Source organism: Amycolatopsis bullii (assembly GCF_014654205.1).
Taxonomy (GTDB): Bacteria; Actinomycetota; Actinomycetes; order Mycobacteriales; family Pseudonocardiaceae; genus Amycolatopsis; species Amycolatopsis plumensis.
This window is the reverse complement of sequence record NZ_BNAW01000023.1, coordinates 1-23868: the sequence shown is the minus strand read 5'-3', so window position 1 is coordinate 23868 and position 23868 is coordinate 1. Positions and strand designations below refer to the sequence as shown.

At 70.4% G+C, this 23868-nt stretch carries 17 protein-coding genes; 2 read left to right on the top strand and 15 right to left on the bottom strand.

Going from position 1 to position 23868, the window contains the following annotated elements; translation table 11 throughout:
* Positions 1-25 precede the first annotated feature (25 nt).
* The 8 genes from IE317_RS24220 to IE317_RS24185 form a co-directional block, all read right to left on the bottom strand.
* A complete protein-coding gene (locus IE317_RS24220; protein ID WP_191313626.1) occupies positions 26-895 on the bottom strand; it encodes a carbohydrate ABC transporter permease in 870 nt (289 codons plus the stop codon).
* On the bottom strand, positions 892-1860 hold the full coding sequence (locus IE317_RS24215; protein ID WP_191313625.1) for a carbohydrate ABC transporter permease: 969 nt from the start codon (positions 1858-1860) through the stop codon (positions 892-894). The genes IE317_RS24220 and IE317_RS24215 overlap by 4 nt, the downstream gene beginning before the upstream one ends.
* Positions 1838-3214, bottom strand: a complete 1377-nt coding sequence (locus IE317_RS24210) for an ABC transporter substrate-binding protein (RefSeq protein ID WP_191313624.1) — start codon at positions 3212-3214, stop codon at positions 1838-1840. The genes IE317_RS24215 and IE317_RS24210 overlap by 23 nt, the downstream gene beginning before the upstream one ends.
* Positions 3215-3911: 697 nt before the next feature.
* Positions 3912-4919: a LacI family DNA-binding transcriptional regulator gene (locus IE317_RS24205; RefSeq protein WP_191313623.1), complete on the bottom strand. Its 1008-nt coding sequence runs from the start codon at positions 4917-4919 to the stop codon at positions 3912-3914.
* 1122 nt (positions 4920-6041) lie between these two features.
* On the bottom strand, positions 6042-7469 hold the full coding sequence (locus IE317_RS24200) for a sensor histidine kinase (RefSeq protein ID WP_191313622.1): 1428 nt from the start codon (positions 7467-7469) through the stop codon (positions 6042-6044).
* Positions 7466-8140, bottom strand: coding sequence for a response regulator transcription factor (locus tag IE317_RS24195; protein WP_191313621.1), 675 nt, complete (start codon positions 8138-8140; stop codon positions 7466-7468). The genes IE317_RS24200 and IE317_RS24195 overlap by 4 nt, the downstream gene beginning before the upstream one ends.
* Positions 8141-8254: 114 nt before the next feature.
* A complete protein-coding gene (locus IE317_RS24190) occupies positions 8255-10435 on the bottom strand; it encodes a discoidin domain-containing protein (protein ID WP_191313620.1) in 2181 nt (726 codons plus the stop codon).
* A 6-nt stretch (positions 10436-10441) separates the two neighbouring features.
* Positions 10442-12679 carry a discoidin domain-containing protein gene (locus tag IE317_RS24185; RefSeq protein ID WP_191313619.1) on the bottom strand — a complete coding sequence of 746 codons (2238 nt, stop codon included), beginning with the start codon at positions 12677-12679 and terminating at the stop codon, positions 10442-10444.
* Between the two features lie 198 nt (positions 12680-12877).
* Here IE317_RS24185 and IE317_RS24180 point away from each other — a divergent pair, with 198 nt between their 5' ends.
* On the top strand, positions 12878-13660 hold the full coding sequence (locus tag IE317_RS24180) for a class I SAM-dependent methyltransferase (RefSeq protein ID WP_191313618.1): 783 nt from the start codon (positions 12878-12880) through the stop codon (positions 13658-13660).
* 28 nt (positions 13661-13688) lie between these two features.
* Here IE317_RS24180 and IE317_RS24175 read toward each other — a convergent pair whose 3' ends face one another.
* From IE317_RS24175 to IE317_RS24155, 5 genes are all read right to left on the bottom strand, one after another.
* Positions 13689-15425: a choline/carnitine O-acyltransferase gene (locus tag IE317_RS24175; RefSeq protein ID WP_191313617.1), complete on the bottom strand. Its 1737-nt coding sequence runs from the start codon at positions 15423-15425 to the stop codon at positions 13689-13691.
* Positions 15422-16231 (bottom strand): class I SAM-dependent methyltransferase, encoded by an 810-nt coding sequence (locus IE317_RS24170; protein WP_191313616.1) that lies wholly within the window; start codon positions 16229-16231, stop codon positions 15422-15424. Before IE317_RS24170 ends, IE317_RS24175 begins: the two co-directional genes overlap by 4 nt.
* Before the next feature lie 10 nt (positions 16232-16241).
* Complete coding sequence (locus IE317_RS24165) at positions 16242-17096, bottom strand: HalD/BesD family halogenase (protein ID WP_191313615.1); 855 nt, start codon at positions 17094-17096, stop codon at positions 16242-16244.
* 90 nt (positions 17097-17186) lie between these two features.
* Positions 17187-17678, bottom strand: a complete 492-nt coding sequence (locus IE317_RS24160) for a DUF4232 domain-containing protein (RefSeq protein WP_268246900.1) — start codon at positions 17676-17678, stop codon at positions 17187-17189.
* 115 nt (positions 17679-17793) lie between these two features.
* Positions 17794-20391 carry a bifunctional FO biosynthesis protein CofGH gene (locus tag IE317_RS24155; RefSeq protein ID WP_191313613.1) on the bottom strand — a complete coding sequence of 866 codons (2598 nt, stop codon included), beginning with the start codon at positions 20389-20391 and terminating at the stop codon, positions 17794-17796.
* 153 nt (positions 20392-20544) lie between these two features.
* Between IE317_RS24155 and IE317_RS24150 the strand changes: the two genes are divergently transcribed.
* Complete coding sequence (locus tag IE317_RS24150) at positions 20545-22086, top strand: IS1634 family transposase (protein ID WP_191313721.1); 1542 nt, start codon at positions 20545-20547, stop codon at positions 22084-22086.
* Here the strand turns inward: IE317_RS24150 and IE317_RS24145 are convergent.
* Positions 22071-22829, bottom strand: coding sequence for an SDR family oxidoreductase (locus IE317_RS24145; RefSeq protein WP_191313612.1), 759 nt, complete (start codon positions 22827-22829; stop codon positions 22071-22073). The two genes, IE317_RS24150 and IE317_RS24145, sit on opposite strands and share 16 nt — an antisense overlap.
* A complete protein-coding gene (locus IE317_RS24140) occupies positions 22826-23608 on the bottom strand; it encodes an alpha/beta fold hydrolase (RefSeq protein WP_191313611.1) in 783 nt (260 codons plus the stop codon). The genes IE317_RS24145 and IE317_RS24140 overlap by 4 nt, the downstream gene beginning before the upstream one ends.
* Positions 23609-23868 lie beyond the last annotated feature (260 nt).

The following is a 23868-nucleotide window of genomic DNA, read 5'->3' as shown; positions in this document are numbered from 1 at the left end:
GCCCCTCCTAGTCGATTGGGAAAGCTCAGCCCTTGAGGCTGCCGGCGGTCAGCCCGGCGAGGATCTGCCGCTGGAACACGAGGAACAGCGCCACCATCGGCAGGCTGGCCAGCACCATCCCGGCGACGAGCACGTTGAGCGGCATGTCGATCGCCACCCGCTGCAGCATCACCGAGAGGGTCTGCTTCCCGGTGTCCGGGAACACCAGCAGCGGCCAGATGAAGTCCTTCCACGCGGTGACCACCGCGAGGATCGACACCACGGCCAGGATCGGCCGCGAAATCGGCAGGATGATCCGCCAGAGCGTGCGCACCGGGCCGGCGCCGTCGAGGCGCGCGGCTTCGATGAGTTCGTCCGGGATCTGGTCGAAGAACCGCTTGAGGAGGTAGATGTTGAACGCGTTCGCCGCCGCGGGCAGCCAGACCGCGGCCGGCGAGTTGATCAGGTTGAGGTGCAGCAGCGGCAGGTCCGTCACCGTCACGTACGTCGGGACGAGCAACGCGGTCGCGGGTAGCATCAGCGTGGCCAGCATCAGCCCGAGCACGACGTTGCCGAACTTCGGCCGCAGTTTCGACAGCGCGAACGCGGCCGGGACGTCGATGGCCAGCTGCGCCAGCCACGCGCCGCCGGCGACGATCAGCGTGTTGAGGAAGTACTTGCCCAGGCTGAGCTGGTCCCAGGCGTCGGCGAACGTTTCCGGGTGCCACTCGTGCGGGACGAGCGTCGCCGGCGTCTGCGCCAGTTCCTGCGGCGACTTCATCGCGCCGGTGACGACCCAGTAGAGCGGGAACAGGAAGGCGAGGACGAAGATCGCCAGGGTGCAGGCGAACACGACACCGTAGATGAGCTTGCCGCGCGGGCTGCGCAGCGCGCCGGGGGAGACGAGGGTCCTCATGATCGGTCCGCCTTCCGCGTCAGCCGGACGTACCACGCCGAGAACACGCCGAGCGCCACGAACAGCAGCAGGCTCATCGCGCTCGCCGAGCCGAAGTCGTTGTAGACGAAGGCGTAGCGGTAGAGCAGCAGGAGCACGGTCACCGTCGAGTCGTCCGGGCCGCCGCCGGTCATCACGTACGGTTCGGTGAACACCTGCATGGTCGCGACGATCTGCAGCAGGAGCAGCACCAGCAGGACGAACCGGGTCTGCGGGAACGTCACGTGCCGCAGGCGTTTCCACAGCCCGGCGCCGTCGAGCTCCGCGGCTTCGTAGAGCTCGCCGGGGATGGTGCCGAGCGCGGCGAGGTAGATGAGCGTGGTGCTGCCCATGTTGGCCCACGTCGAGACGAAGACCAGGGACAGCATGGCGGTGGTGGAGGAGTCGAGCCACTGGCCGCCGGGCAGGCCGACCGCGCCGAGCGCGGAGTTGAACAGGCCGGGACCCGGGTCGTAGAACCACTTCCACATCAGCGCGGTGACCACGGGCGGCAGCATCACCGGCAGGTAGACCGCGAGCCGGAAGAACGCCTTGGCGTGGCGGAGTTCGTTCAGCAGCACCGCGGTGAGGAACGGGACGGCGAAACCGAAGACCAGCGCGAGCCCGGTGAACAGCAGCGTGTTGCGCCAGGCGACGCCGAAGAGCGGGTCTTCGAACAGCCGCGTGAAGTTGCCGAATCCGACCCACGTCGGCGCGTTGACGAAGTCGACCTGCTGGAAGCTCAGCAGCACCCCGCGCACGATCGGGTACCAGGAGAACAGCGCGAACACCACGAGCGCGGCGCAGAGCAGGCCGTACGCGGTGAGGTTCTCCTTGAGCTTGCGCTTCAGCCGGGTGCGGTTCGCCGGTGCTGCGGCCGGGCGCCCGGCCCGCGACGGTTTCGCCGCGGGCCAGGCGAGCAGGCTACTTGACCTGGGCGAGGACACTGTTGACCTTCGACGCGGCGGACTTCAGCTGCTCGTCGATGTTCGCGTTCTGGTCGGTCAGGACGGCCTGCATCACGCTGTCGAGCGCGGCGTAGATCTGCTGCGCGTTCGGCGGTTCGATGCTGCCCTTGATCCGGCTCGTCGTGTCCACATAGGACTTGTAGTTCGCGGCGGGAACGTTGGCGTACTTGGCCTTCAGGGCCAGCTGCTGTTCGCGGACGGCGCCGGTCCAGACGTCCGGCGTCGGCTCGGCGGGCAGGCCGACCGGCTGCTTGCCGTCCACGTACTGCTGGATGTGCTTCTCGAAGCGGTCCGGGTTGAGGTACTTCCACTGGATCCACTCGAGGCCGGCCTTGATCTTCTCCGGCGACGCCTTCGGGTTGATCATGTAGCCCTCGCCGCCGAGGAGGGTGCCCTGGCCGCCGGGCATGCCGGCGATGCCGTAGTCCTCGTACTTGCCGTTGAACTGCTTGACCAGCACCGGGACGTTGTCCGGGGCCGCCATGTACATGCCGAGCTGGCCGGCGCCCATCATGCGCTGGACGTCCTGGGCCTCCAGGAGCTGCTTGGCGCCCATGGAGTTGTCGGTCCAGCGCATGTCGTGCAGGTACTGGAGGGCTTTCTTGCCCTTGTCGTTGGCGAAGTCGGCGACCCACTTGTCGCCGTCCTTGCGCGCGATGTCGCCGCCCATCGAGTAGAGCCAGCCGGTCATGTGCCAGCCACCCTGGTTGTTCTTGCTGTAGTCGGCGTACCCGACGACCCCGTTGCCGAGCGCGGCGATCTTCTTCGCGGCCTCGCGGACTTCGTCCCACGTCTGCGGGGGCTGGTCCGGATCGAGCCCGGCCTTCTGGAACAGCGGGCGGCTGTAGAGCAGGCCCATCGTGTAGTTCATGGTCGGGAGGCCGTAGAGCTTGCCGCCCGCGTCCCGGAAGTTGTCGAGCAGTTCCGGCTTGATGTCGTTGACGTGCGGAACGCTCTTCGCGGCTTCGGTGATGTCGGCGGCCTGGTGGCGGGCGATGATCTGCGCCGGATCGGTGAAGTAGACGTAGTAGACGTCTTCGAGCTGCCCGCCGGCGAGCTTCGCGGAGAACGTCTTCGGGTCCATGAACCCTTCGTGCGGATCGATGTCGATGTTCGGGTGCGCCGCCTCGAACTCCTTGACGTCGGCGTCGAAGACGCTGCGCTCGAACGGCTGGCTGGTCGGCGGTTGGCCGGTGACGGTGATCTTGACCTTGCCGCCGGTCTGGGCCGCGGTGTCGCCGTCCCCGCAGGCGGCTGCGGTGAGGGCAAGGGTGCCGGTGGCGATCAGGCACAACACCCGACGGGCGGCGGTTCTGGACCAGGGACTGCTCATCTCAAGCCTCTTCTCGGGGTCGCGACGGCTGTCACGTGATTGCGGTCACTCTAAAGTGGCAGACCGGATCGGCGCAATAAGCCGACGAGACTTTGCAAGTTACGAACAGGCGATGGTTGTCCACAGGAGGAGTGCGATGTGGGCAGGGAGGCTGCGACGGGGGTCTTTTCCGGCTTTGTGTCGGAGGGGGCCGATAAGCTGGACATGGGCACGGCCCCCAGGGAGGGCGGGGAGTTCGGCCGGGCCAGTGGCTGTGCTCCTCAGCTGCCCCACCGGCACGAACGGGACGCTGACGCCCGAACCCGCACCCCACCCAGGCCTCCCCACCGCCCCGATCCGAAGCCAGAACACGGCCGGTGGCGCCGGGTCAAGGCACGCTTTCCCGCCTTGACGCGGTACTGCCGGCCGTAGTCACAATCGCGGCTTCGGGGTGGTGGGCACCAAGCTGCCAGCCGGTCAGGAAGCCCTGGCTTGTCGGCCAAGGCGACCTGACACCCACCCAGGTCAGCCGCACCTTCGGACCAAGCCCACCGGCAGACCCCGGCTTCCACCCCGGATCGCCGCTGCGGCGACCGACTGCCGGAACCCTGGCCGAGGGGCGGGGAGTCTCCGGCGGCGAGAACCAGCCGGCCGGGCCAGGCAGGCGCACAAAAGAGCGCGACGGCTCGCAAGCCGTCGCGCTACTCGAAACCGCAGATCAGGCGGTGCGCCGGGCCGTGGACCCCCGTACCACCAGTTCCGGCGCGAACAGCAGCTCCTCCGCCGCCACCTCGCCGCCGTTGATGCGCTTGACCAGCAGTTCCACCACCGCGCGGCCCATGGCCTCGATCGGCTGCCGGGTGGTCGTCAGGGGCGGGTCGGTGCAGTTCATCAGGGCCGAGTCGTCGTAGCCGACCACCGAAATCTCCTCCGGCACCGACCGGCCCTGCCGCCGGGCCGCGCGGATCGCGCCCAACGCCAGCAGGTCGCTCGCGCACAGCACCGCCGTCGCGCCGCGGGGGTACAGGCGGGCCGCCGCCGCGTGGCCGCCCTCGATCGAAAACATGCCGTGCTCGACCAGCTCGTCCAGTACCGGCAACCCCAGCTTCGCCGCATACGAGCGGAACGCCGACAGTTTCCGCTGCGACGGCACGTGGTCCGAGGGCCCGAGCACCAGGCCGATCTTCTCGTGGCCGAGCGAACTCAGGTGCCCGACGACCTGCTCGACGGCCACGGCGTCGTCGCACGAGACCTGGGGCAGTCCGAGGTGGTCGACCGCCGCGTTGATCAGCACCGTCGGCAACCGGCGCTCGACGAGGTGGTGGTAGTGGGTGTGGATCGCGTCCGCCTGCGCGTACAGCCCGCCGGCGAACACCACCCCCGACACCTGCTGCTGCAGGAGCAGCTCGACGTACTCGGCTTCGGACACCCCGCCCGCCGTCCGGGTGCAGAGCACCGGCGTGAACCCCTGCTGGGCGAGCGCGTTGCCCATGATCTCGGCCAGCGCCGGGAAGATCGGGTTCTGCAGCTCCGGCAGCACCAGCCCGACCAGGCGGGCGCGCTCGCCCCGCAGCTGGGTGGGCCGCTCGTACCCCATCACGTCCAGCGCGGTGAGCACGGCGGCACGGGTGCTCGCCGACACCCCCGACCGGCCGTTGAGCACCCGGCTGACCGTGGCTTCGCTGACCCCCACCTGGCGGGCGACTTCGGCAAGACGACGCGTCATGGCCGAAACTTTACAGCAACCGAGCGCAAAAGCACGACGTGCGGAACCGGTGCGGACCCGGTGATAAATCGTCACGGCACCCGCACATCCCGTTCCTAGCTTGGCCGTCGTGACCAGCACCCTCGACCGCACCACCACGTCTCGCGGGCTCAACGCGCTCTTCGCCGCCGCCCTCCTCCTCGCCGCCTACCGCGGGTTCCGGCTGCCGGGCGACTGGGCCGTGACGCTGGAGGCCGTTTCGCTGACCGACGGCTTCCACCGCCGGTTCCTCGTCGGCACCCTGCTCCACCCGCTCGCCCTCGCGACCGGGTACGCGTACTGGGTGTTCGCGGCCGCCGCGTTCGCCGTCCTCGCCGCGGTGCTCGGGGTGGTGGCTGTCGCGTTCGCCCGCGCCCGTCACCCGGCCCGGAAGCTCCTGGTCGCCGGCTGGTTGCTGCTGCCTTCCGGCGGGTTCCTCTTCCACGAGGTCGGCTACTTCGACCAGGTCCTGTACCTGCTGCTGTTCGCCGCGCTGTGGCAGCTGCCGCGCCGGCCCGCGGTGGCCTCCGGGCTGATGACCGCCGCGGTGTTCACCCACGAGATCGCGGCCCTCACGGTCCTTCCCGTCTTCGCGATCGTGCTGTTCCGGCGGTTCCCCATACGCACCACGGCGATGCTGCTCGTGACGCCGGTCGTCGCGGAACTCGCCGTGCTCGCGCTCCCGGCGTCGGGCCCGGGCGCGGTCGCGCGGCTCGAAACCGCGCTGGCCGCCGCGGACTTCACCCCGCGAGCCGACGCGCTGGCCTTGTTCGAACGCACCCAGAGCCAGAGCTGGCAGCTGTATTCGATCACCGAGGTGCTGCTGTACGTGGCCCCGATCTTCGCCGTGGTCGTGTTCGGTGCGCTGCTGCAGCGCCTCGACGCGCTCGCCGTCGCGGCCGTCGCGGCGCCCGCGTTGCTCGCCTTCGCCGGCTGGGACTGGGCGCGCTGGGGCTTCCTGCTCGTCGTCAACTTCGCTGTGGTGCTGTGGCTGAGCCCGGCGCGGGACCTCCGCCCGCTCCCGCTGCTCGCCGCCGCGGCGCTGCTCGCCTCCCTGCCGCTGCCGTACTTCGACGGGCTGCACCCGCGCGAGCTGACCGCCGCTCAGGCGTTCTCGACGCCCCGGGGGAGCCGCACGGTGAACACGGCACCGCCGTCGTTGTGCACCGCGAGCGAGCCGCCGTGCGCCAGCACGTTCTCCCGGGCGATCGCCAGCCCGAGTCCGCTGCCTTCGGTCGCCTGACGCGCGTGGTCGCCGCGGGTGAACCGGTCGAACAGGAGCGGCAGCAGGTCCTCCGGGACCCCGGGACCGGCGTCGGCGACGCGCACGACGACGTCGTCACCGGTTCCGTCGAGGGTGACCGTCACCGGGGCGGCCCCGTGCCGGACGGCGTTGCTCAGCAGGTTCGCCACCACGGTGTGCACCCGCCGCGGGTCGGCGACGACCGTGACGTCCCCGCTCGCCGTCACGGCGGCCTCGACGCCGGTGACCTCGGCGGCGTCGGCGACCAGGTCGGCGAGGTCGACCGGCGCCAGCCTCAGGTCGGCCTTCCCAGCGTCGAACCGGGCGATTTCGAGGAGGTCTTCGACGAGCTTGGCGAGCCGCCGGGCCTGGGTGCCGAGGATTTCGGCGGCGCGGGTGCGGGTGGCGGGCTCGGAATGGTCGAGGCTGTCGACGGTGGCGATCATCGAGGCGAGCGGCGTCCGCAGGTCGTGGGCGACGTCGGCGACGAACCGCCGCTGCTGGCGGTCTTTCGCGTGCAGTTCGTCGATCGACTCGCCGAGCCGGGCCGCCATGGTGTTGAACGACCCGGCGAGCGCGGCGATCTCGTCCCGGCCCTTGACCGGCACGCGGGTCTCGAGCGCGCCCGCGCCGAGCTCGTCGGCGGCCGTGGACAGCGCCTTGATCGGACGGCGGATCCGGCGGCCGATCAAGAACGCGACGCCGGCGCCGAGCACGCTGACCCCGAGTGCGATGCGGACCAGCTTCCAGCGCAGCTCGGTCAGGTCGCCGTCGAACTGGCTGAAGTCGAAGAACTCGACGAGGTGGTAACCGTCCTTCGGCAGGTTCGCGTTGACCACGAACACCTTCCGGCCGGTCCGCGGCACTCTCGTGTACGCCACGCCCATCTGGTCGGGCCCCCGCTGGCGGAACAGCTCGTCGCGGACGGCGCCCAGCATTTCGAGCTTGTCGGGCGCCGGGATGGTCGCGGGCAGGGTGCCGGCATCGATGGCGTTGCGCACGACCGCGACCGGGCCCCCGGGCCGTTCGGTTATCAGCGCCCAGTCCGGGTTGGGGCCGAGGTGGTCGGCGACGGTGCCCAGCGACACGGCGGTGTCGTCCGGCGAGAACTCCACGATGGCCTTCCGGTCGGCCGCCGCGTTCCGCACGGACGAGAAGGCGAACCGGCCCAGTGCTTCGTCGGCCTGCACCTGGTAGGCCGAGTAGGCCATGACCGCGGTCGCCGTCGTGGTCACGCCGACGATCGCCGCGACGATCCGCGTCCGCAGGCTGACGGCCGGGAGCCTCACTTCGTCACCAGGCGGTAGCCGAGGCCCCGGACCGTGCGCAGCAGGACCGGGTTCGCCGGGTCGTCCTCCACCTTCGCCCGCAGCCGCGCGACCGCCGCGTCGACGATCCGCGAATCACCGACGTAGCCGTAGTCCCAGACCCGCTTGAGCAGCACCTGACGGCTCAGCACCTGGTTCGGGTGCTCGGCGAATTCGACGAGCAGCCGGATCTCCGTGGCCGTCAGCGCGAGTTCGTCGCCGCCGCGGGTGACGCTCATCGCGGCGGCGTCGATCTCCAGCTCGCCCACGCGCAGCAGCCCGGCTTCCGGCACGGCCGGCTGCGCGCGGCGGCCGATCGCCTTGATCCGCGCGTCGAGCACCCGCGGCTCGGCCGGTTTGACCACGTAGTCGTCGGCGCCGCACTCGAGCCCGGCCACGACGTCGATCGGGTCGCCGCGCGCGGTCAGCAGCACGATCGGCAGCCGGCTGCGGGCGCGGATGCGGCGGCAGACCTCAAAACCGTCGATGCCGGGCAGCATGACGTCGAGGAGGACGAACTCGGCGTCGCCCAGCGACGTCAGCGCGTGCTCGCCGGTGGGGGCGTGGACGACGTCGTGGCCCAGTGCGCGCAACGCCAGCGAAAGCGCTTCGGCCAGGGCTTCGTCGTCTTCGACGAGCAGCAGACGTGGCACTGGTCCTCCCCGGGATGATCTCCCGGCGAGATTAATGCAGGGCACGGCGGCCCGGCGGTTCCGTGCGGAACCGTCGAGCCGCCGTGCCCTTTCGTCACACTGTGCCGGCCGGGATCAGGCCGCGGCCACCTCGAACTCCGACACCTGACCGGCGGGCCAGCCGGTGTTGCCGGTGAACGTCAGCCGCACGAACCGCTGGGACGTCGTCGCGAAGGACACCGACGCCGTGTTGCCGGACGCCGGATCGAACGCGTAGCCGCGCGAGCCCACCAGGGTCGTGTACGAACCGCCGTCGGTGCTGCCGGAGATCGTCACCGTCTGGGTGCGCGCGCCCCAGGCCGAGGACGGCGGCAGCTTCAGCGTCACCTTGTTGATCGACGAGGCCGTGCCCAGGTCCACCGTCAGCGTCTGCGGGAAGGCGTTGTTCGTGCTCTCCCAGTAGGAGTTCGCGTCGCCGTCGTTCGCGTTCGACGGCGGGAACCCGCCCTGCGACCCGGACGCGCTGATCGCCTTCCCGCGGGCGATGTTCGAGCCGGGCTGCTGCGGCTGCTGCGGGCCCGAGTTCGGCGCGGGCCAGGTCGAGCAGTCGCTCCAGGTGCCGGTCCAGCCGCTGTTGCCGGAGCCGCTGAAGGTCATCCGCGGGATCGACGCCGGGTAGGGGCAGTTGTACGTCCCGGTCACGCCGACGCCGGAGGCCGTCAGGTTGCTGATCGAGACCGAACCCTGGGTCTGGGACTGGGCCACGAACGTGCCGGCACCCTGCACCGAAACGCCGTCGATCGTGATGCCCTGGATCGGCTTGCCCGCGCCGTTGCCGTCGATGAACTGGATGGCCTCGTACGGGCTCTGGATCGCGGTGAACCCGGTCACGCGGATGGTCACGCCGGTGATGGCCTGGTCGCGGGCGTCGAACCACAGCGCGCCGACGCCGAACTGCCAGTTCGGGTCGAGCGCACCGGCCCGCAGCGCGGTGTTGTTCGACAGCGTGACCGTGCCGCTCAGGGGGACCGAGTTGAACCGGTTCGCCACCAGGTAGCCGCCGCCGAGGGCGTTGGTGTCTTGGACGAGGTTGCCGCTGACTGTGTTGTTCGACCCGCCGTACAGCGCGATGCCGTTGGCCAGGTTCGGCTGCACGACCGTGTTGTTCGCGATGGTGTTGCCCGAGTCGGCCTGGCCGTTGGACCACAGCGCGAGCCCGTCGTCGCCGTTGTTGCGCAGGTAGTTGTTGCGCAGCGTCGAGTTCGTGACCGCGCCGTCGAAGTTCACGCCGTCGGCCTGGGTGTCGAGGATGCGGTTGTTCTCGATGGTGACGTTCGACGACGCGCCGTTCATCAGCCACAGCCCGCACTTCGTGTCCTGGATCCACAGGCCGGATACGACCGATCCGTTGCCGAGGACGCCGTGGAACGCGTTGTCGGGACTGCCGTCGTTGCGCTCGGTCACGTCACCGAACACCGCGAAGTCGTACAGCTTGATGTTGCCGGACGCGCTGCCGTTGTTGAAGATGTTGTTGCCGTGCAGCACGGTGTACCACTGTCCGGCGCCGCGGACGGTCGTCTGGTCGATCTGCAGGGCCGATCCGATTTCGAACCGCCCCGACGGAACCCACACCTCACGCCCCTGCGAACGGGCCGCCGAGAATGCGGTGCGGAACGCCTGCGAGTCGTCCGACGAGTCGTTGGGCGTGGCGCCGTAGTCGGTCACCGACAGCGCGTTCGCCGGTTTCGTGCCCGCGCCGCCGACCTGCTCGAAGTCGGCGAGGTCGATGGTCGCCTGGCCGACGTCCCCGGAATCGGCCTGCACGCGCACCTTCGCGCCGGCCGCCAGGTTCTGGCCCAGCAGGAGCCGGGCGTCGTCGAAGAAGTGGTGCGTCTTCGCGCCGGGGATCCAGCCGGTGTCCACATAGGAATAGCGGGAGGAGACCGGCAGGGCCAGCCTGGTCCCGTTGACCAGCACCGTGAGACGGCCGGACGAACCGTCCGGCAGGTTGTAGTGGACGTTGATCGAGTTCGCCGCGGCGGGCAGCGTGAACTCGACGTACTGGCCGGTCGTGATCCGCACGGCTTGGCGTCCGGAGGCCTCCGAGGCGATCGACGCCTGCGTGTAGTCGGGGCCGACGGCCGAGCCGTTCGTCGCCGAGCACTCGGCCTCGACGGTCCGGAAGGGCACACTGGCGCCGCCGGACGCGGTGGTGGGACAGGTGGCCGCGGCGGCCGGAGTGGCGCCGGAGAGCACGGTCAGGCCGGACGCGGCGAGCGCGGCGGCGAGCAACGCCGGAATGCGGGACATCGTCATCACCTCTCAGGAGGAATAGGCTTCGAGTTCGGACAGCTGCCCGGCGGGCCAGCCGGTGTTGCCGGTGAAGGTGAGCCGCAGGGTGCGCACCGAGGCCGCCGGGAAGGTCACGGTTGCGGTGTTGCCGGACGCGGGGTTGAACGAGTAGCCGGCCGCGGCCTTGATCCCGTCGACCGAGATCGTCTGCGTGCGCGTGCCCCACGCCGAAGACGGCGGCAGCTTCAGCACCAGCCGGGAGACGCTGACCGTGCTGCCGAAGTCCACCGTGAGCGTCTGCGGGAAGGCGTTGTTCGTGCTCTCCCAATAGGAGTTCGCGTCGCCGTCGACGGCGTTGCCCGGCGGGAAGCCGCCCTGCGAGCCGGACGCGCTGACGCTCTTGTGCAGCGCCAGGTTCCCGCCCGGCTGGGTCGGCGTGGTGGTCGGCGGAGTCGTCGTGCCGCCGTTGTCCGAGCCGTACACCGGCGCCGGCCACGAGCCGCAGTACGTCGTCGTCCAGCCGGAGTTGCCGCCCTGGTCGGCCAGGCCGCTCATGGCGTCCGGACCCATGCAGTTGTAGACGCCCGCGCGGCCGATCCCGGTCGCGACGACGTTCTTCACCGACCCCGACGGCTTCGACTGCAGCTGCCAGGCGAACGTGCCGGCACCGGTGATCCGGACGCCGTCGAAGTGCACGTCCGTGGTGGCGCCGTCGATGAACTGGATCGCCTCGTAGTTGTTGTCCACCAGGTCGTTGTCCGTGACGTCGATGCGGCCGGTGATGGCCGAGTCGCGGCCGTCGAACCACAGGGCGCCCACGCCGAACTGCCAGTTCGAGTCCAGCACGCCGGTGCGGATCGCCGTGTTGCGCGCGACCGTCGTCGTTCCCGACAGCGGCACGGCGCTGAACCGGTTGGCGATGTGCAGGCCGCCGCCCTGGTCCTGGTTGTCGGCCACGACGTTGTCGGACACGGTGTTGTCGTGCCCGCCGTAGACCGCGATGTTGTTGGCGAGGATCGGCAGCAGCACGGTGTTGAAGGAGAACGTGTTGTGGTGGTCGGCGTCGTGCTCGGACCACATCGCCAGGCCGTCGTCGCCGGTGTTGCGCAGGAAGTTGTTCGTCACCACGGTGTTGCTGATGCCCTGGTGCAGGTTGAGCCCGTCGGCGGTCTGGTCGAGGATCCGGTTGCCGGACACGGTGAGCCCGTCGAACGGCCCGTCGAGCCACAGCCCGACCTTCGTGTGCTGCAGCCACAGGTTCTGCACGACCGAGCCGCCGCCCAGTGCCCCGCCGATCGCGTTCGACTGGTCGCAGTCCACGCGCGCGTCGACCTGGCCGATGATCGCGAAGTCGTAGAGCTTGACCGCGCTGCTGACGCCCGGCACGGCCGGGTTCCCGGGATACGTCGGCGTTCCGCAGCTCGCCGGTTCGCCCTTGCCGAAGATCCCGGCGCGTGGCCCGGTGAGCACCGAGTACCAGGGTCCGGCGCCGCGGATCGTCACCTGGTCGACGGTGATGTGGTGGCCGAGGGTGAAGGTGCCGGACGGGATCCAGACTTCCTTGCCCTGGCTCTTCGCGGCGGCTACGGCGGCGTCGAACGCGCCCGCGTCATCGGTCGTGTCGTTCGCGGTGGCGCCGTAGTCGGTGACGGACACCGAGTTCGCGGGCCGTGCGGCGGCCGCGCCGACCTGCTCGAAGTCGGCCAGGTCGATGGTGGCCGGGGTGACGTCACCCGCGTCGACCTGCAGCTTGATCTTGGTGCCGGCCGGGTAGGACGTGCCGAGCAGCGCGCGGGTTTCGTCGTAGAAGTGGTGCGCGTGGCCGTCACCCGGGTTGTTGGTGAACGGGTACGAGCCGTAGTACCAGGCCCACTTCGACGTCAGGGCGATGTCCCGGTTGTGGGTTCCGCCGACGTACAGCGAGATCGTCCCGGTGACGGCATCCGGGACGCTGTACCGGAAGTCGATCGAGTTCGCCGGCGCGGTGAGCGTGAACTCGACGTACTGGCCTTGGCCGGACAGCGTCACCGCCTTCCGGCCGGAGGCTTCGCCCGCGAGGGTGCCCGCGGCCCGGTTCGGGCCGATGACCGCACCGTTCGTGGCGGCGGTTTCCGCTTCCTGTTCGACGAAGGGAACGGTCGCGCCGCGCCCGGCGGCGACCGCCCCGGCCGGAACCGCGGCGACGGTGGCGCCGGCCGCGGCGACGACCGCGGCGGCGAGGGCACCGAACCGGAACTTGGGCGCACTGAACACAGAGCTGGGAGACATGGGCAGCACTGGCCTTTCCGCAGCTGGTGGGGACCTCTGTGATCGGGATCATACGAATCGTGGACAAGAAATCGCAATAGTCGAACGAACTTACGCAAGTTTGCGACAGGAATTGACGATTGAGCCGCACGCCCGACGTCCGCTTACGCCCGGCGGAGCAACGCCTCCGCCGGTGGTCCGCGCTGATAGTTTTCCGTCATGAGCCAGCGACGTGCGGACGGGAGCGCCGGGGACGCCGACTACGGCGCCATCGGCGGGGTCTACACCGACTACCGCAAGCCGGATCCCCGGATCGGCCGGTACATCCTCGACGCGCTGGGGGATGCCCGGACCGTGCTGAACGTCGGCGCGGGCGCGGGCGCGTACGAACCCGAAGATCGTGAAGTGACCGCCGTCGAGCCGTCGGCGTCGATGCGCGCGCAGCGCCCGGCGGGCCTGCCGCCGGCGGTCGACGCCGTCGCCGAGAAGCTGCCGTTCCCGGACCGGGCGTTCGAGGGCGCGATGAGCACGTTCAGCGTGCACCAGTGGAACGACCTGTGGGCCGGCCTCAAGGAGATGCGCCGCGTCACCCGCGGCCCGATCGCCATCCTGACCTGCGACCCGGATCGGCTGCGCCGCTTCTGGCTGCTCGACTACGCCCCCGAGGTGATCGAGACCGAAGCGCGGCGCTACCCGTCGGTCGACGACATCGCCGACGGCCTCGGCGGCCACACGTCGATCATCGGAGTCCCGATCCCGATCGACTGCACGGACGGCTTCAACGAGGCCTACTACGCCCGCCCGGAACGTCTCCTGGACCCGGGCGCCCGCCTGTCGTGCTCGGCCTGGAGCTTCGTCGACGACCGCGTGCACCACCGTTTCGCGGCGGAACTCCGGCACGACCTCGACGACGGCACGTGGGAACGCCGGTACGGCAGGCTGCGGGAACAGCCGTCGTTCGAAGGCTCGCTGGTGCTGGTGGTGTCGGACCCCACGGCGTGACTCCGCCGCGGGGTCCCCGGCTCGCTGCTTACTCGGCCAGCAGCTCCTGCAGCTCCCGCACCGCCACAGCGAGCTCGTCCGCAAAGCGGTACATCTCCGCCGACACGTGCTTCGGCGTGCTCAGGTAGATGTTCCACCGATCCGGCAGCAGCACGTACGCGATCCCGATGCACTGCGGGCTGGTCGAGCCGAACCCGAAGTACTGGATGTTGACCGACGGCGCCGAGCTCGTGCTCAGGAAGTCGTCGCGCATCTTCAGCCAGCCCGGTGAGGAGTACAGCGGCAGGTCCGTCGCTTCCCCGTGGCGTTTCGCGATCAGCTGCAGCTCCCACAGATGCTGCTCCGGCGCGTCCCCGGCCTGGCACTCCTTCGCCCGCGCGACGTGCTTCGCCGCGGCCTCGCGGAACGCCGAGCGCTTCTCCTCGCGAGAGGCATCTGACGTCATGACGTCGACGAAGCGCACGACCTCCGGCGTCACGACCCGCATGGCCTCGGTCCGGCCGTTCTGGAACTGCCGGGTCGCGATCGACTCGTACGTCGCGCCCGTCAGGCCCTTCGCGCGACGATGCGCCAGCTGGTACGACATCTGCGCGAAGGCGTCCGGGGACATCCCGAGCTCCTTCGCCCGATTGGCCCCGAAGTCGAACGACACCGTCTGCGTCGCCGTCGCGTCCGCGTACGCCTTGAAGGCCGCGGCGGCCGCGCGTGCGTCTTCGCGGAGGGCGTCGGTCAGCGTGAACTCGACGACTTCGTAGCCCGGGACGCCGTCCGCCGGCGTGCGCTCCTCGCGCGAGCCGCTCAGCAGCGCGTCGGTGAAGCCGAGGATCGTCGTGCCGTCGAGTTCGCAGTGCTCGACGTTGATCCCCGCGGTGCCGTCCTCGAACACGATCAGCGACACGGCCTTGTCGTACCAGCGGTTGTCGCCGTACAGCAGCCGGTTGCCCGCTTCGAGGGCGTCCGGCGGCGTGAAGTCGTCCAGGCACAGGCAGAACAACGCGGTCTCGATGGTTTCCAGCGCGGCGGCGTTGCCCGCGTCGAGCAGCGCGGCCCGCGAAGCGGCCCACTCGGCACGCGCCTTCGTGGTGAAGGACCCGGCCGGGACGTCGGTGACGTGGTCGTCCTTGAGGATCGCGCGCAGCCCGTCGGCCAGCTGCGCCGGCGAGTACGGGCGGCCGTCTTCGGCGAGGACGTCCATCCGGAACGGCGTGCCCTTCGAGAACACGACGATGTGCCGCTCGGGCGACGGGTACCGGGTGCGCGCGGTGTCGAGCAGCTCGCCCGGGATCCGCGTCGCGGAGAACAGGTACTGGTGCTGCACCATCGACTGCGGCGTGCCGCGCAGGAGCACCGGCGGGACGAGTTCGCGGTCGAGCTTCAGCTTGTAGTCCACGGCGCCCGCGGTCAGCTCGGCCGCGCGCTCGACCTGGCCGAGCGGGGAGTCCTGGAACAGGAAGAAGAAGTTGGCGTTGAGCGCGATCCGGTCGCGGCGGCCGAGGTAGCGGTACGGCCAGAACGTGTCGAGCCAGCTGCGCACGCCGGGCGAGCGGTCGTACTCCTCGAGCCGGGCCTGCAGCTCCGGCCCGGGAGACGCCAGGAACGCCGCGACCGCCGCTTCGGTTTCCACCTGCTCGGGCAGCGTCAGCAGCGGGGCGCACCACTCGAGGAACCGGTGGCAGCTGTCCTCCAGCGTGGGGAGCGGGACGCGGGGGAGCCGGTCCTCGTTGCCGAAGGTGCGGGTGGACCATTCCGGACTGCTCACGGTCATCCTTCTTCGTCGGGGAGTTCGAGTTCGGGCAAGCCTGCAGGACGGGAAACATACAGCTGCGCGTAGAGCCACCCGTCGGACTCCAGCCCGGTGGGGTCGACCCCGGCCGCGCTCAGCGTGTCCAGGATCTGCGTCTGCTCTTCGGCGGAGGCGAACTGCCGCTGCCGGAACACCCCGCCGACGCTCGTGGTCTCGTACCCCAGCTCGGCGAGGGTGTCGGCGATCGGCTCGTAGGAGAACATCCGCAGCACGAAGTGCGCCATCCACGGCCGCGAGCCGCGCGCGACCCGGGACAGCGTCTTCTCCGTGACGTACCCGACGCAACCGGTCGAGATGACGAGGTCGACGTCGTCCAGGAGCTTCTGCTGGGTGCTGTCCGGGTCGTCGCGCTCGAGGTCGGCGTGGATCGCTTCGTCGAGGAAGCCGGCGGAAAGCGCGTACTCCACGGCCGGGGCCGAGCTGTCCAGGCCGTAGAACTTCGGGCCGCCGGGGCGCACGCGCTTGCGGTCCGCCTCGACCAGCGCCGCGTGGTCCAGCGCGCGCACGGCCGGGGCCGTGTAGTGGGCATAGAGGTCGTCCATCGTCGCTTCGCAGCGCTGGAGGGCCGCGTTGATGCCGTACGAGCAGCCGACGTCGAGCACGGTGGGCCGCTCGGCGGGGTGCGCGGCGATCAGCTTCGCGAAGTACGGCTTCGCCAGCTGCGGGATTCCGTAGCCGACGCGCTTGAGCGTGCCGAAGAACGGACGCGGGTCGGGCGCGGTGTAGATGTGGTCGAAGGAGATCTTGCCGGTCGAGTCGAAAGGCACGGGCCAGCTCCTAGTCGAGCAGTTCGTCGCCGCGGGCGGTCCGCTCCGCGAGGTGGGCGGGCAGGACGCGGCCGAACAGCTGGCGCGTTCGCTCCGCGCTGCCGATGACCCCCGGGCGCTCGCTGTAGGCGAAGATCGCGGAGTGCCGCGCGGTCGCCCCTTTCACGGTGCTCACGCGGTGCAGCGCGAAGCGTCCTTTGAACAGCTGGAGATCACCGGGCTGCAGGTCCAGGCGCCGGACCGGCCCGGTGTCGCCGGCCAGCACCGAGCGCACGGCGGCGAAGTTCTCGTCCGCGGCGGACCGGATGTTCGGGCAGTACTCGAAGGTCCCGCCGTCCGCCGCGGCCTGCGTCAGCATGCTCACGGTGTGGGTGTTCGTGTCGAAGTGCCACGGGTGCGCGCGGCCGGGCGCGATCACGTTGAGCGTCAGCCCGGACAGCGGGTCGGCGAGTTCGTGCAGCTCCGGCAGCCCGAAGCAGTCGGCGACGAACCGCTGGAACACCGGGCTCGTGTAGAGCCGGCTGATGATCGACGACGCCGGGATGCGGTCGCGCGCGACGAAGGCGTTGCCGCGTTCCATGATCGTCCGGCCGGGGTGGTCTTCGGGCAGCGGCTCGCCGATCGCGGTGTTGTAGGCGTTGACCTGTTCGATCTTCGTGTAGGCGTGCGGTTCGAGTGCGGCGCACTCGGCGCGGAGCACCTCGTGCAGTTCGGGGCGGATGAAGTCGGTGAGGACGCTGCAGCCGACGGCGGCGAGGTCCGCGCGCGTGCGCTCGACCGTCTCCCGCCAGGCGTGCCCGCCCGGGTCGGTGAGCGGGTAGCGGCCGGTGTCGACCATTTCCAGTGGCGCTACGGAGGTGCTCATCGTCGAGGTCCCTTCCGGCGGGTGAAGGAACAGAGGTAGCACAGAAGCCCGCTGGTCAACCGTCGGTTTGTGAGCGGTGACACACGGTCGTCAATGGCCGGTTTTCGTCGCCCACGCGCTGAGCTTGACCGTGTCGGTGGTGCCGAGGTCGGTCTCCAGGGGCTGCTTCTGCACCGGCTCCCCGGGTATCGGGACGACCGCGATCGCCGCGCCGGTGTGCCGGCCGCCGCTGGTGACGGTCGCCGACCAGGCGAGCACCGACAGCGCCTTCTCACCCGGCTGGAGCGTCAGGTCCTGCGGTCCCGGATCCGGGGCGAAGTAGGACGTCTCGTGCAGGACCTGGACGTCGAGCGGGCTGCCGTCGCCCGCCAGGACCTTCAGGTCCGGGTAGCCGGTGACCTTCCGCGGCACGGTGTCCCGGTTGGTCAGCGTCAGGACGCTGGCGCGGTGCCCGAGGCCCGCTTCCACCTGGCCGACCGAAAGGGACAGCCCGCCCTGCGGCGGCGGCCCGTACGTCGGGCTCGGCGGCGGGGTGGGTGTCGGAGCGGGTGGCGGCGTACTGCCGCAACCCGCGAGAAGCACTACGGCGAGAAGCGGTGCGAAGCGAGAAACCCCCATGCGGCGCAAGGCTAGCGGACGCAGTGAATGACTCATTCCTGACGTCGGACGCCAGGAATGAGTCATTCACTGCGTTGCTTCACGGGGTCAGCAGCGGCAGGAGCGGCTTGCGCACCTGCGTCGCGACGCCGTCCGACGCCGCCGCCGCGGCGAGCCGCTCGGCCGACGGCCGTCCGTAGCCCGTCGTGCGCTGGACCAGCGGGCGGCCCAGCGGCTCGACCATCGCGCGCATGTCGCTGATCGTCTTGTACGACCCGTGCGAGGCGCCCGCCATCCGGCTGATCGTCTCTTCCATCAGCGTCCCGCCGATGTCGTTGACGCCGCCCTGCAGCACCGCGCGGCTGCCCTCCTCGCCGAGCTTCACCCAGGAGCTCTGGATGTTGTCGATCATGCCGTGCAGCAGCAGCCGGGCCAGCGCGTGCACCGCGCGGTTCTCGCGCAGCGTCGTGCCCGGGCGGGCGAGACCGGCCAGGTAGATCGGCGCGCTCTGGTGGATGAACGGCAGCAGCACGAACTCGGTGAACCCGCGCCGGCCGTGCTTCTCCAGGCCCTCGCGCTGCAGCCGCGCGAGCAGCTTCAGGTGCGCGACCCAGTGCGCGGGTGTGTCGACGTGGCCGTACATCATCGTGGACGTCGTCGGCAGCCCGACCTCGTGCGCGGTCGTCACCACCTTGATCCACTCCGACGTCGGCAGCTTGCCCTTGGTGAGCACCCAGCGGACGTCGTCGTCGAGGATCTCCGCCGCCGTGCCCGGCAGCGAGTCCACGCCGGACTCCTTCGCCGCGATCAGCCAGTCGCGAAGCGAGAGGTTGGTCCGCGAAGCGCCGTTCACGACCTCCATCGGGCTGTAGGAGTGCAGGTGGATCTCCGGCTGACGGCGCTTGACCTCGGCCGCGAGGTCGAAGTACGCGGTGCCCGGCAGGTCCGGGTGGATGCCGCCCTGCATGCAGATCTCGGTCGCGCCGGCGGCCCACGCCTCGTCGACGCGGTCGCCGACCTGCTCCAGCGAGAGCGTGTACGCGTCGGCGTCGGTGCGACGCTGTGCGAAGGCACAGAAGCGGCAACCCGTGTAGCAGACGTTGGTGAAGTTGATGTTCCGCGTGACGACGAAGGTGACGTCGTCGCCGACCGTCTCCCGGCGCAGGTCGTCGGCGATCTTCGTGAACGCGTCGAGTTCGCGGCCGTCGGCGTGCAACAGCGCCAGCGCGGCGTCGTCGGAGAGCCCGGCGGGGTCCTTTTCCGCGCTGCGCAACGCTTCCAGGATGTCCGTGTCGAACTTCGCCGGCCCGGTCTTGATCCGGTCGCCGATCTCCTTCCAGTCCCCGTACACGGAGTCGAAGTCGCTGCGGCGGTCCTCGGTGCGGCCGCTCGAGTCGATCTCGGTGTGCAGGTCGGTGCGCCCGGACTCCTGCCAGCCGCCGTCCGGCTCCTGCCACGGGAGGCCGACCGGCATCGCCCCTTCGCGGGCCAGCCCGGTGTCGTAGTCGACGAGCGCGGCGACGTGTCGCGTGATCCGCGGGTCCAGCCACGGCTCGCCGGCCTTGACGTACTCCGGGTAGATGGTCAGCCGCTCCTTGAGCTCGAAGCCGGCCTTCTCGGTGCGGCGGGCGAGCTCGTCGATCTGCGGCCAGGCGCGTTCCGGGTTGACGTGGTCCGGGGTCAGCGGCGACACGCCGCCCCAGTCGTCGATGCCGGCGCGGATCATCAGGTCGTACTGGTTGCCGATCAGGTTCGGCGGCGCCTGGATGCGCATCTTCGGGCCGAGCACCAGCCGCGCGACGGCGATGTTCGCGGCCAGCTCTTCGAGGTCGGCGTCCGGGGTCGCGCGCATCTTCGTGTCCGGCTTGGCCCGGAAGTTCTGGACGATGACTTCCTGGATGCCGCCGTAGGTCTTGGCGACCTTGCGGATCTCGAACAGCGCGTCCGCGCGCTCTTCGAACGTCTCGCCGATGCCGATGAGGACACCCGTGGTGAACGGGACGCTGCTGCGCCCGGCGTCTTCGAGCACCCGCAGCCGGACGGCCGGGTCCTTGTCCGGCGAGCCGTAGTGCGGGCCGCCCTTCTCGCTCCACAGCCGGGTCGCGGTCGTCTCCAGCATCATGCCCATCGACGGCGCGACCGGCTTGAGCCGCTGGAAGTCCTGCCAGGTCAGCACACCCGGGTTGAGGTGCGGCAGCAGGCCGGTCTCTTCGAGCACCCGGATCGCCATCGCCCGGACGTAGGACAGCGTGTCGTCGTAGCCGTGCGCGTCCAGCCACTCGCGGGCGGCCTTCCAGCGGTCCTCCGGCCGGTCGCCGAGCGTGAAGAGGGCTTCCTTGCAGCCCATCTCGGCACCCTTGCGGGCGATGTCGAGGACCTCGTCCGGGGACAGGAACGGCGATTCGAGCCGGCCGGGCACGGTGACGAACGTGCAGTAGCCGCAGCGGTCGCGGCAGAGCCGGGTCAGCGGGATGAACACCTTGCGGCTGTAGGTGATGACGCCGGCGCGGCCGGCTTCGGCCAGCCCCGCGTCGCGGATGCGGGAGGCGTACTCGGACAGCTTGGCCAGGTCGTCACCGCGCGCGTGCAGCAGGACGCTCGCTTCGGTGACGTCCAGTGTCTTTCCGTCACGCGCCCGGGCGAGCGCGCGGCGCATCGCGGAGGCGGTCGGGGTGGTGGCGTCGGGTTCGGGTCCCATTCCGCCCACGCTAGGACCGTCCTCGCGCGACCAGCCAGTGTGTGTTCCGCACCTGTCGGGGCCTGGTCGGGCGCGTGATCGTCGCCGCAGGTCAGCGGGTTCACGTGGTTGTCGATCAGCGCGTCGGCGTGTATTACCTAAAGGGTGGCATCGGTGGTCGGCAAGAAGATCGGCGGACGGACGTACTACTACCTGGCGGAGTCCGCGCGGGTGGACGGCAAGCCGCGGGTGGTGACCCAGCGTTACCTCGGCACGGCCGACGAGATCGCCCGCGCCGTTCCGGGCGGCGAACCCGCCTCGGTGTCGTACCGGACCTACGGCGACGTCGCCGCGGTGTGGGCGACGCTGACCCGGCTGGACTTCGTCGCCCGCGTCGACGACGTCGTGCGCGCAAAGCCATCGCTCGGGCTGACCCTCGCCGTCGCGGTCCTGCACCGCGCGACCGCCCCGGAGACGCCGATCGAATCGTGGTGGGCCTCGGCCGCGGACGTCGTCCGGCCCCGGCTGTCCACAGTGGATGGGTTGTGGCGGGCCCTGGAGCGCCTCACCCCGGAACGCATCGAGGGCATCGAAGAAACCGTCGCCTCCGCCGTGCTGGCGACCCTCGACGACCACGCGGCACTCGCCGTCGACGTCCCGCAGTTCGCCGCCTTCGCCCCGGCCGACTGCACCCTGCCCTCGGCCTGCCAGGGGGTGCTCGCCGGCGCGGGCCTGCGCGTGACCCGCGACGGCGCCATTCCCCTGGCGTCACGGGTCTACCGGCGTGACGACGGAACAGCACCGACGTTCGCCTCGCTGATGGGGCAACTGGGCCCGGCCACCCTCGTCTTCCACTCCGGCCAGGCCGCCCAGCTCGACCTGGGCTCCCGCAGCGGCTTCGTCGGATCACTGCCGCTGACCGACCACCCGGAGCTGCTGACCCAGCCCGCGTCCGCACGCAAGCGCGTCGACCCCGAGCGGTTCGCCGGCCTCACCGCGCTCGACACGCACGCGGTCGTCGACGGCGTCCGGCGGCGGGTGATCCTGACCCACTCGGCGACGCTGCACGCCGCCCAGTCCCGCGCGTTCGCCGACGAGCTGGCCACCGCGACCCGCGAACTCGACGGCCTCGCCGAGGCCCTCGCCGCGGGCACCCACCGCGGCGACCGGGCCCAGGTCCACGCCGAAATCGGCCGCGTGACCCGCGGCCGGCGCATCGAGCGCGTGCTCACCGCCGTCCTGAGCGGGAACCGGCCCGGCGAGATCCGGCTCGAACGGCGGATCGACGCGGCGGCGCTGGCCCGGCTGGACGAGGAGTTCTTCGGCAAGCAGGTGCTGGTCACCGACCGGGACTGGCCGGTCGCCGAGGTCGTCACCGCCTACCGCGCCCGCACCCACCTCGAATCGACGTTCCGCTGGCTGACCGGGCCCGCCGTCACCGGCCCGACCCCGCGCTGGGAGTGGACGCGGCAGCGCATCGCCGCGCACGGCCTGATCTCGGTGCTCGCCGCGACGGTGACCCACCTGATGCGGCGCGAGGCCGACCGGGCGGGGATGAACCTGTCGGTGCGGGAGCTGCTGGACCAGCTCGCGGGCATCGGCGAGCTGGTCCTGACGTACCCGTCCACCGGCGGGCGGCCGCGGACCAAGCGCCTGCTGACCGAGCTGGACCCCGGCCGGCAGGCGTTGTTCTCGCTGTTTCAGCTCTCGCGGTAGATCTGCAGCGCCGAGAAGCTCTGCACCACCGGCATCAGCTCGATGACGTTGATGTTCACGTGCTTCGGCTGGTTCGCGGCCCAGAAGACGGACTCGGCGACGTCGTCGGCGGTCAGCGGCGTGGTGCCTTCGTAGACCTTGTCGGCCTTGGCCTGATCGCCGTCGAACCGGACCTTCGAGAAGTCCGTGCCGCCGACCAGGCCGGGCTCGACGTTCGTGACCCGGACGCCGGTGCCGTGCAGGTCGCTGCGCAGGTTGAGGCTGAACTGGTGGACGAACGCCTTGGTCGCGCCGTAGACGTTGCCGCCGGGGTAGGGGTAGGTGCCGGCGATCGAGCCGATGTTGATGACGTGGCCGCGGCCGCGCTCGACCATGCCCGGGAGCAGGGCGCGCGTGACGTGCGCGAGGCCGCGGACGTTGGTCGCGATCATCTCGTCCCAGTCCCGCAGGTCCGCCCGGTGCGCGGGCTCGAGGCCCTTGGCCAGGCCGGCGTTGTTGACCAGGACGTCGACCTGGTTCCACTCCTCCGGGAGGGCGCCGATCGTTCCTCGCACGCCTTCGGGGTCGCTGACGTCGAGGGTCACCGGGAGGACGGCGTCGCCGAGCTCGCCGGCCAGCTTCTCGAGCTTGTCCGCGCTGCGGGCGACGGCGATCACGCGGGCGCCCTCGGCGGCGAACCGGCGCGCGATGGCGTCGCCGAAGCCGGCGCTCGCGCCGGTCACGAACACGGTCTGCTGGGTCATGAAGTTGCTCCGCTGCTGGTCAGGAACGTGGTGAGGGCGTCGTTGAACTCGGCCTCGCGTTCCAGGTTAGGCAGGTGGCCCGCGCCCTCGATCACCACCAGGGTCGAAGGTCCGATTTCCCGCTGGATGAGCTCGGCGTCGCTGACCGGGGTGAATTCGTCCTCGCTGCCGACGACGACCAGGGTGGGGACGTCGATGTGCTTCAGCGTCGGCGTGTAGTCGGGGCGCTCGGCACGTCCTCTCAGGGCCGCCGCCGCTCCTTCCTTCGGGGCGTTGCGCATCATCCGGTGGACGTGCGTCTCGACGTCCGGCCTGGTCGCGCGGGTCTCTTTCGAGATCATCTTCGGGAGGAGCTCCTCGGCGTACTGCTCCATGCCCTCCTCGGTGATGCGGTCCGCGGTGTCGTAGCGGGCCTGTTTCGCCTGCGGGGTGTCCAGGCCGGCGAAGGTGTCGGCGAGGAGGAGGGCTTCGACGCGGCCGGGGTGGTCCCGCACCAGCTGCATGACGATCTGGCCGCCCATGGAGAGGCCGCCGAGGACGAAGCTCGCCAGCTCGAGCTGGTCGGCCAGCTCGACGAGGTCGTCCGCGAAGACGTCGAGGCCGGTCGTCTTGTCCTGGGTGGGCGAGGTGCCGTAGCCGCGGAGGTCCGGGGTGATGACCCGGTAGCCGCTCTTGGCGAGGTGCTCGGCCTGGGGACGCCACATCGAGCGGTCGAAGGGGTGGCCGTGGACGAGGAGGACGGGCTGCCCGCTCCCGAGGTCGTCGTACGCGAGGTTCATGCCGCCGACGCTAGGCGGAGCTTTGCTTCGGAGCAATACGGTGCAATGTAGTCGGAGCAATGCTCTTTCGGTGGCGCTCCGGGCCGGTTCGGGGCAGACTGAGCCGTGGACGGGCTCCGTCACGGGGTCTGACCTGCGCTGATCTTGTTAAGGGACCCCCCTGTTTCGGGCCCTTTCGGGGCATGTAAAGTTCTCCAAGTCGCCAGGGAAACCGGGTGGCCGCCGGGACACGAACCAAGCTCTCGCGGATCGCGATTGAG

What these genes read in the sequence shown, in the direction of transcription:
- IE317_RS24220 (WP_191313626.1), bottom strand. Translation starts at nt 895, where the DNA reads ATGAGGACCCTCGTCTCCCCCGGCGCGCTGCGCAGCCCGCGCGGCAAG.
- IE317_RS24210 (WP_191313624.1), bottom strand. Translation starts at nt 3,214, where the DNA reads ATGAGCAGTCCCTGGTCCAGAACCGCCGCCCGTCGGGTGTTGTGCCTG.
- IE317_RS24205 (WP_191313623.1), bottom strand. Translation starts at nt 4,919, where the DNA reads ATGACGCGTCGTCTTGCCGAAGTCGCCCGCCAGGTGGGGGTCAGCGAA.
- IE317_RS24190 (WP_191313620.1), bottom strand. Translation starts at nt 10,435, where the DNA reads ATGACGATGTCCCGCATTCCGGCGTTGCTCGCCGCCGCGCTCGCCGCG.
- IE317_RS24185 (WP_191313619.1), bottom strand. Translation starts at nt 12,679, where the DNA reads ATGTCTCCCAGCTCTGTGTTCAGTGCGCCCAAGTTCCGGTTCGGTGCC.
- IE317_RS24180 (WP_191313618.1), top strand. Translation starts at nt 12,878, where the DNA reads ATGAGCCAGCGACGTGCGGACGGGAGCGCCGGGGACGCCGACTACGGC.
- IE317_RS24175 (WP_191313617.1), bottom strand. Translation starts at nt 15,425, where the DNA reads ATGACCGTGAGCAGTCCGGAATGGTCCACCCGCACCTTCGGCAACGAG.
- IE317_RS24165 (WP_191313615.1), bottom strand. Translation starts at nt 17,096, where the DNA reads ATGAGCACCTCCGTAGCGCCACTGGAAATGGTCGACACCGGCCGCTAC.
- IE317_RS24155 (WP_191313613.1), bottom strand. Translation starts at nt 20,391, where the DNA reads ATGGGACCCGAACCCGACGCCACCACCCCGACCGCCTCCGCGATGCGC.
- IE317_RS24145 (WP_191313612.1), bottom strand. Translation starts at nt 22,829, where the DNA reads ATGACCCAGCAGACCGTGTTCGTGACCGGCGCGAGCGCCGGCTTCGGC.
- IE317_RS24140 (WP_191313611.1), bottom strand. Translation starts at nt 23,608, where the DNA reads ATGAACCTCGCGTACGACGACCTCGGGAGCGGGCAGCCCGTCCTCCTC.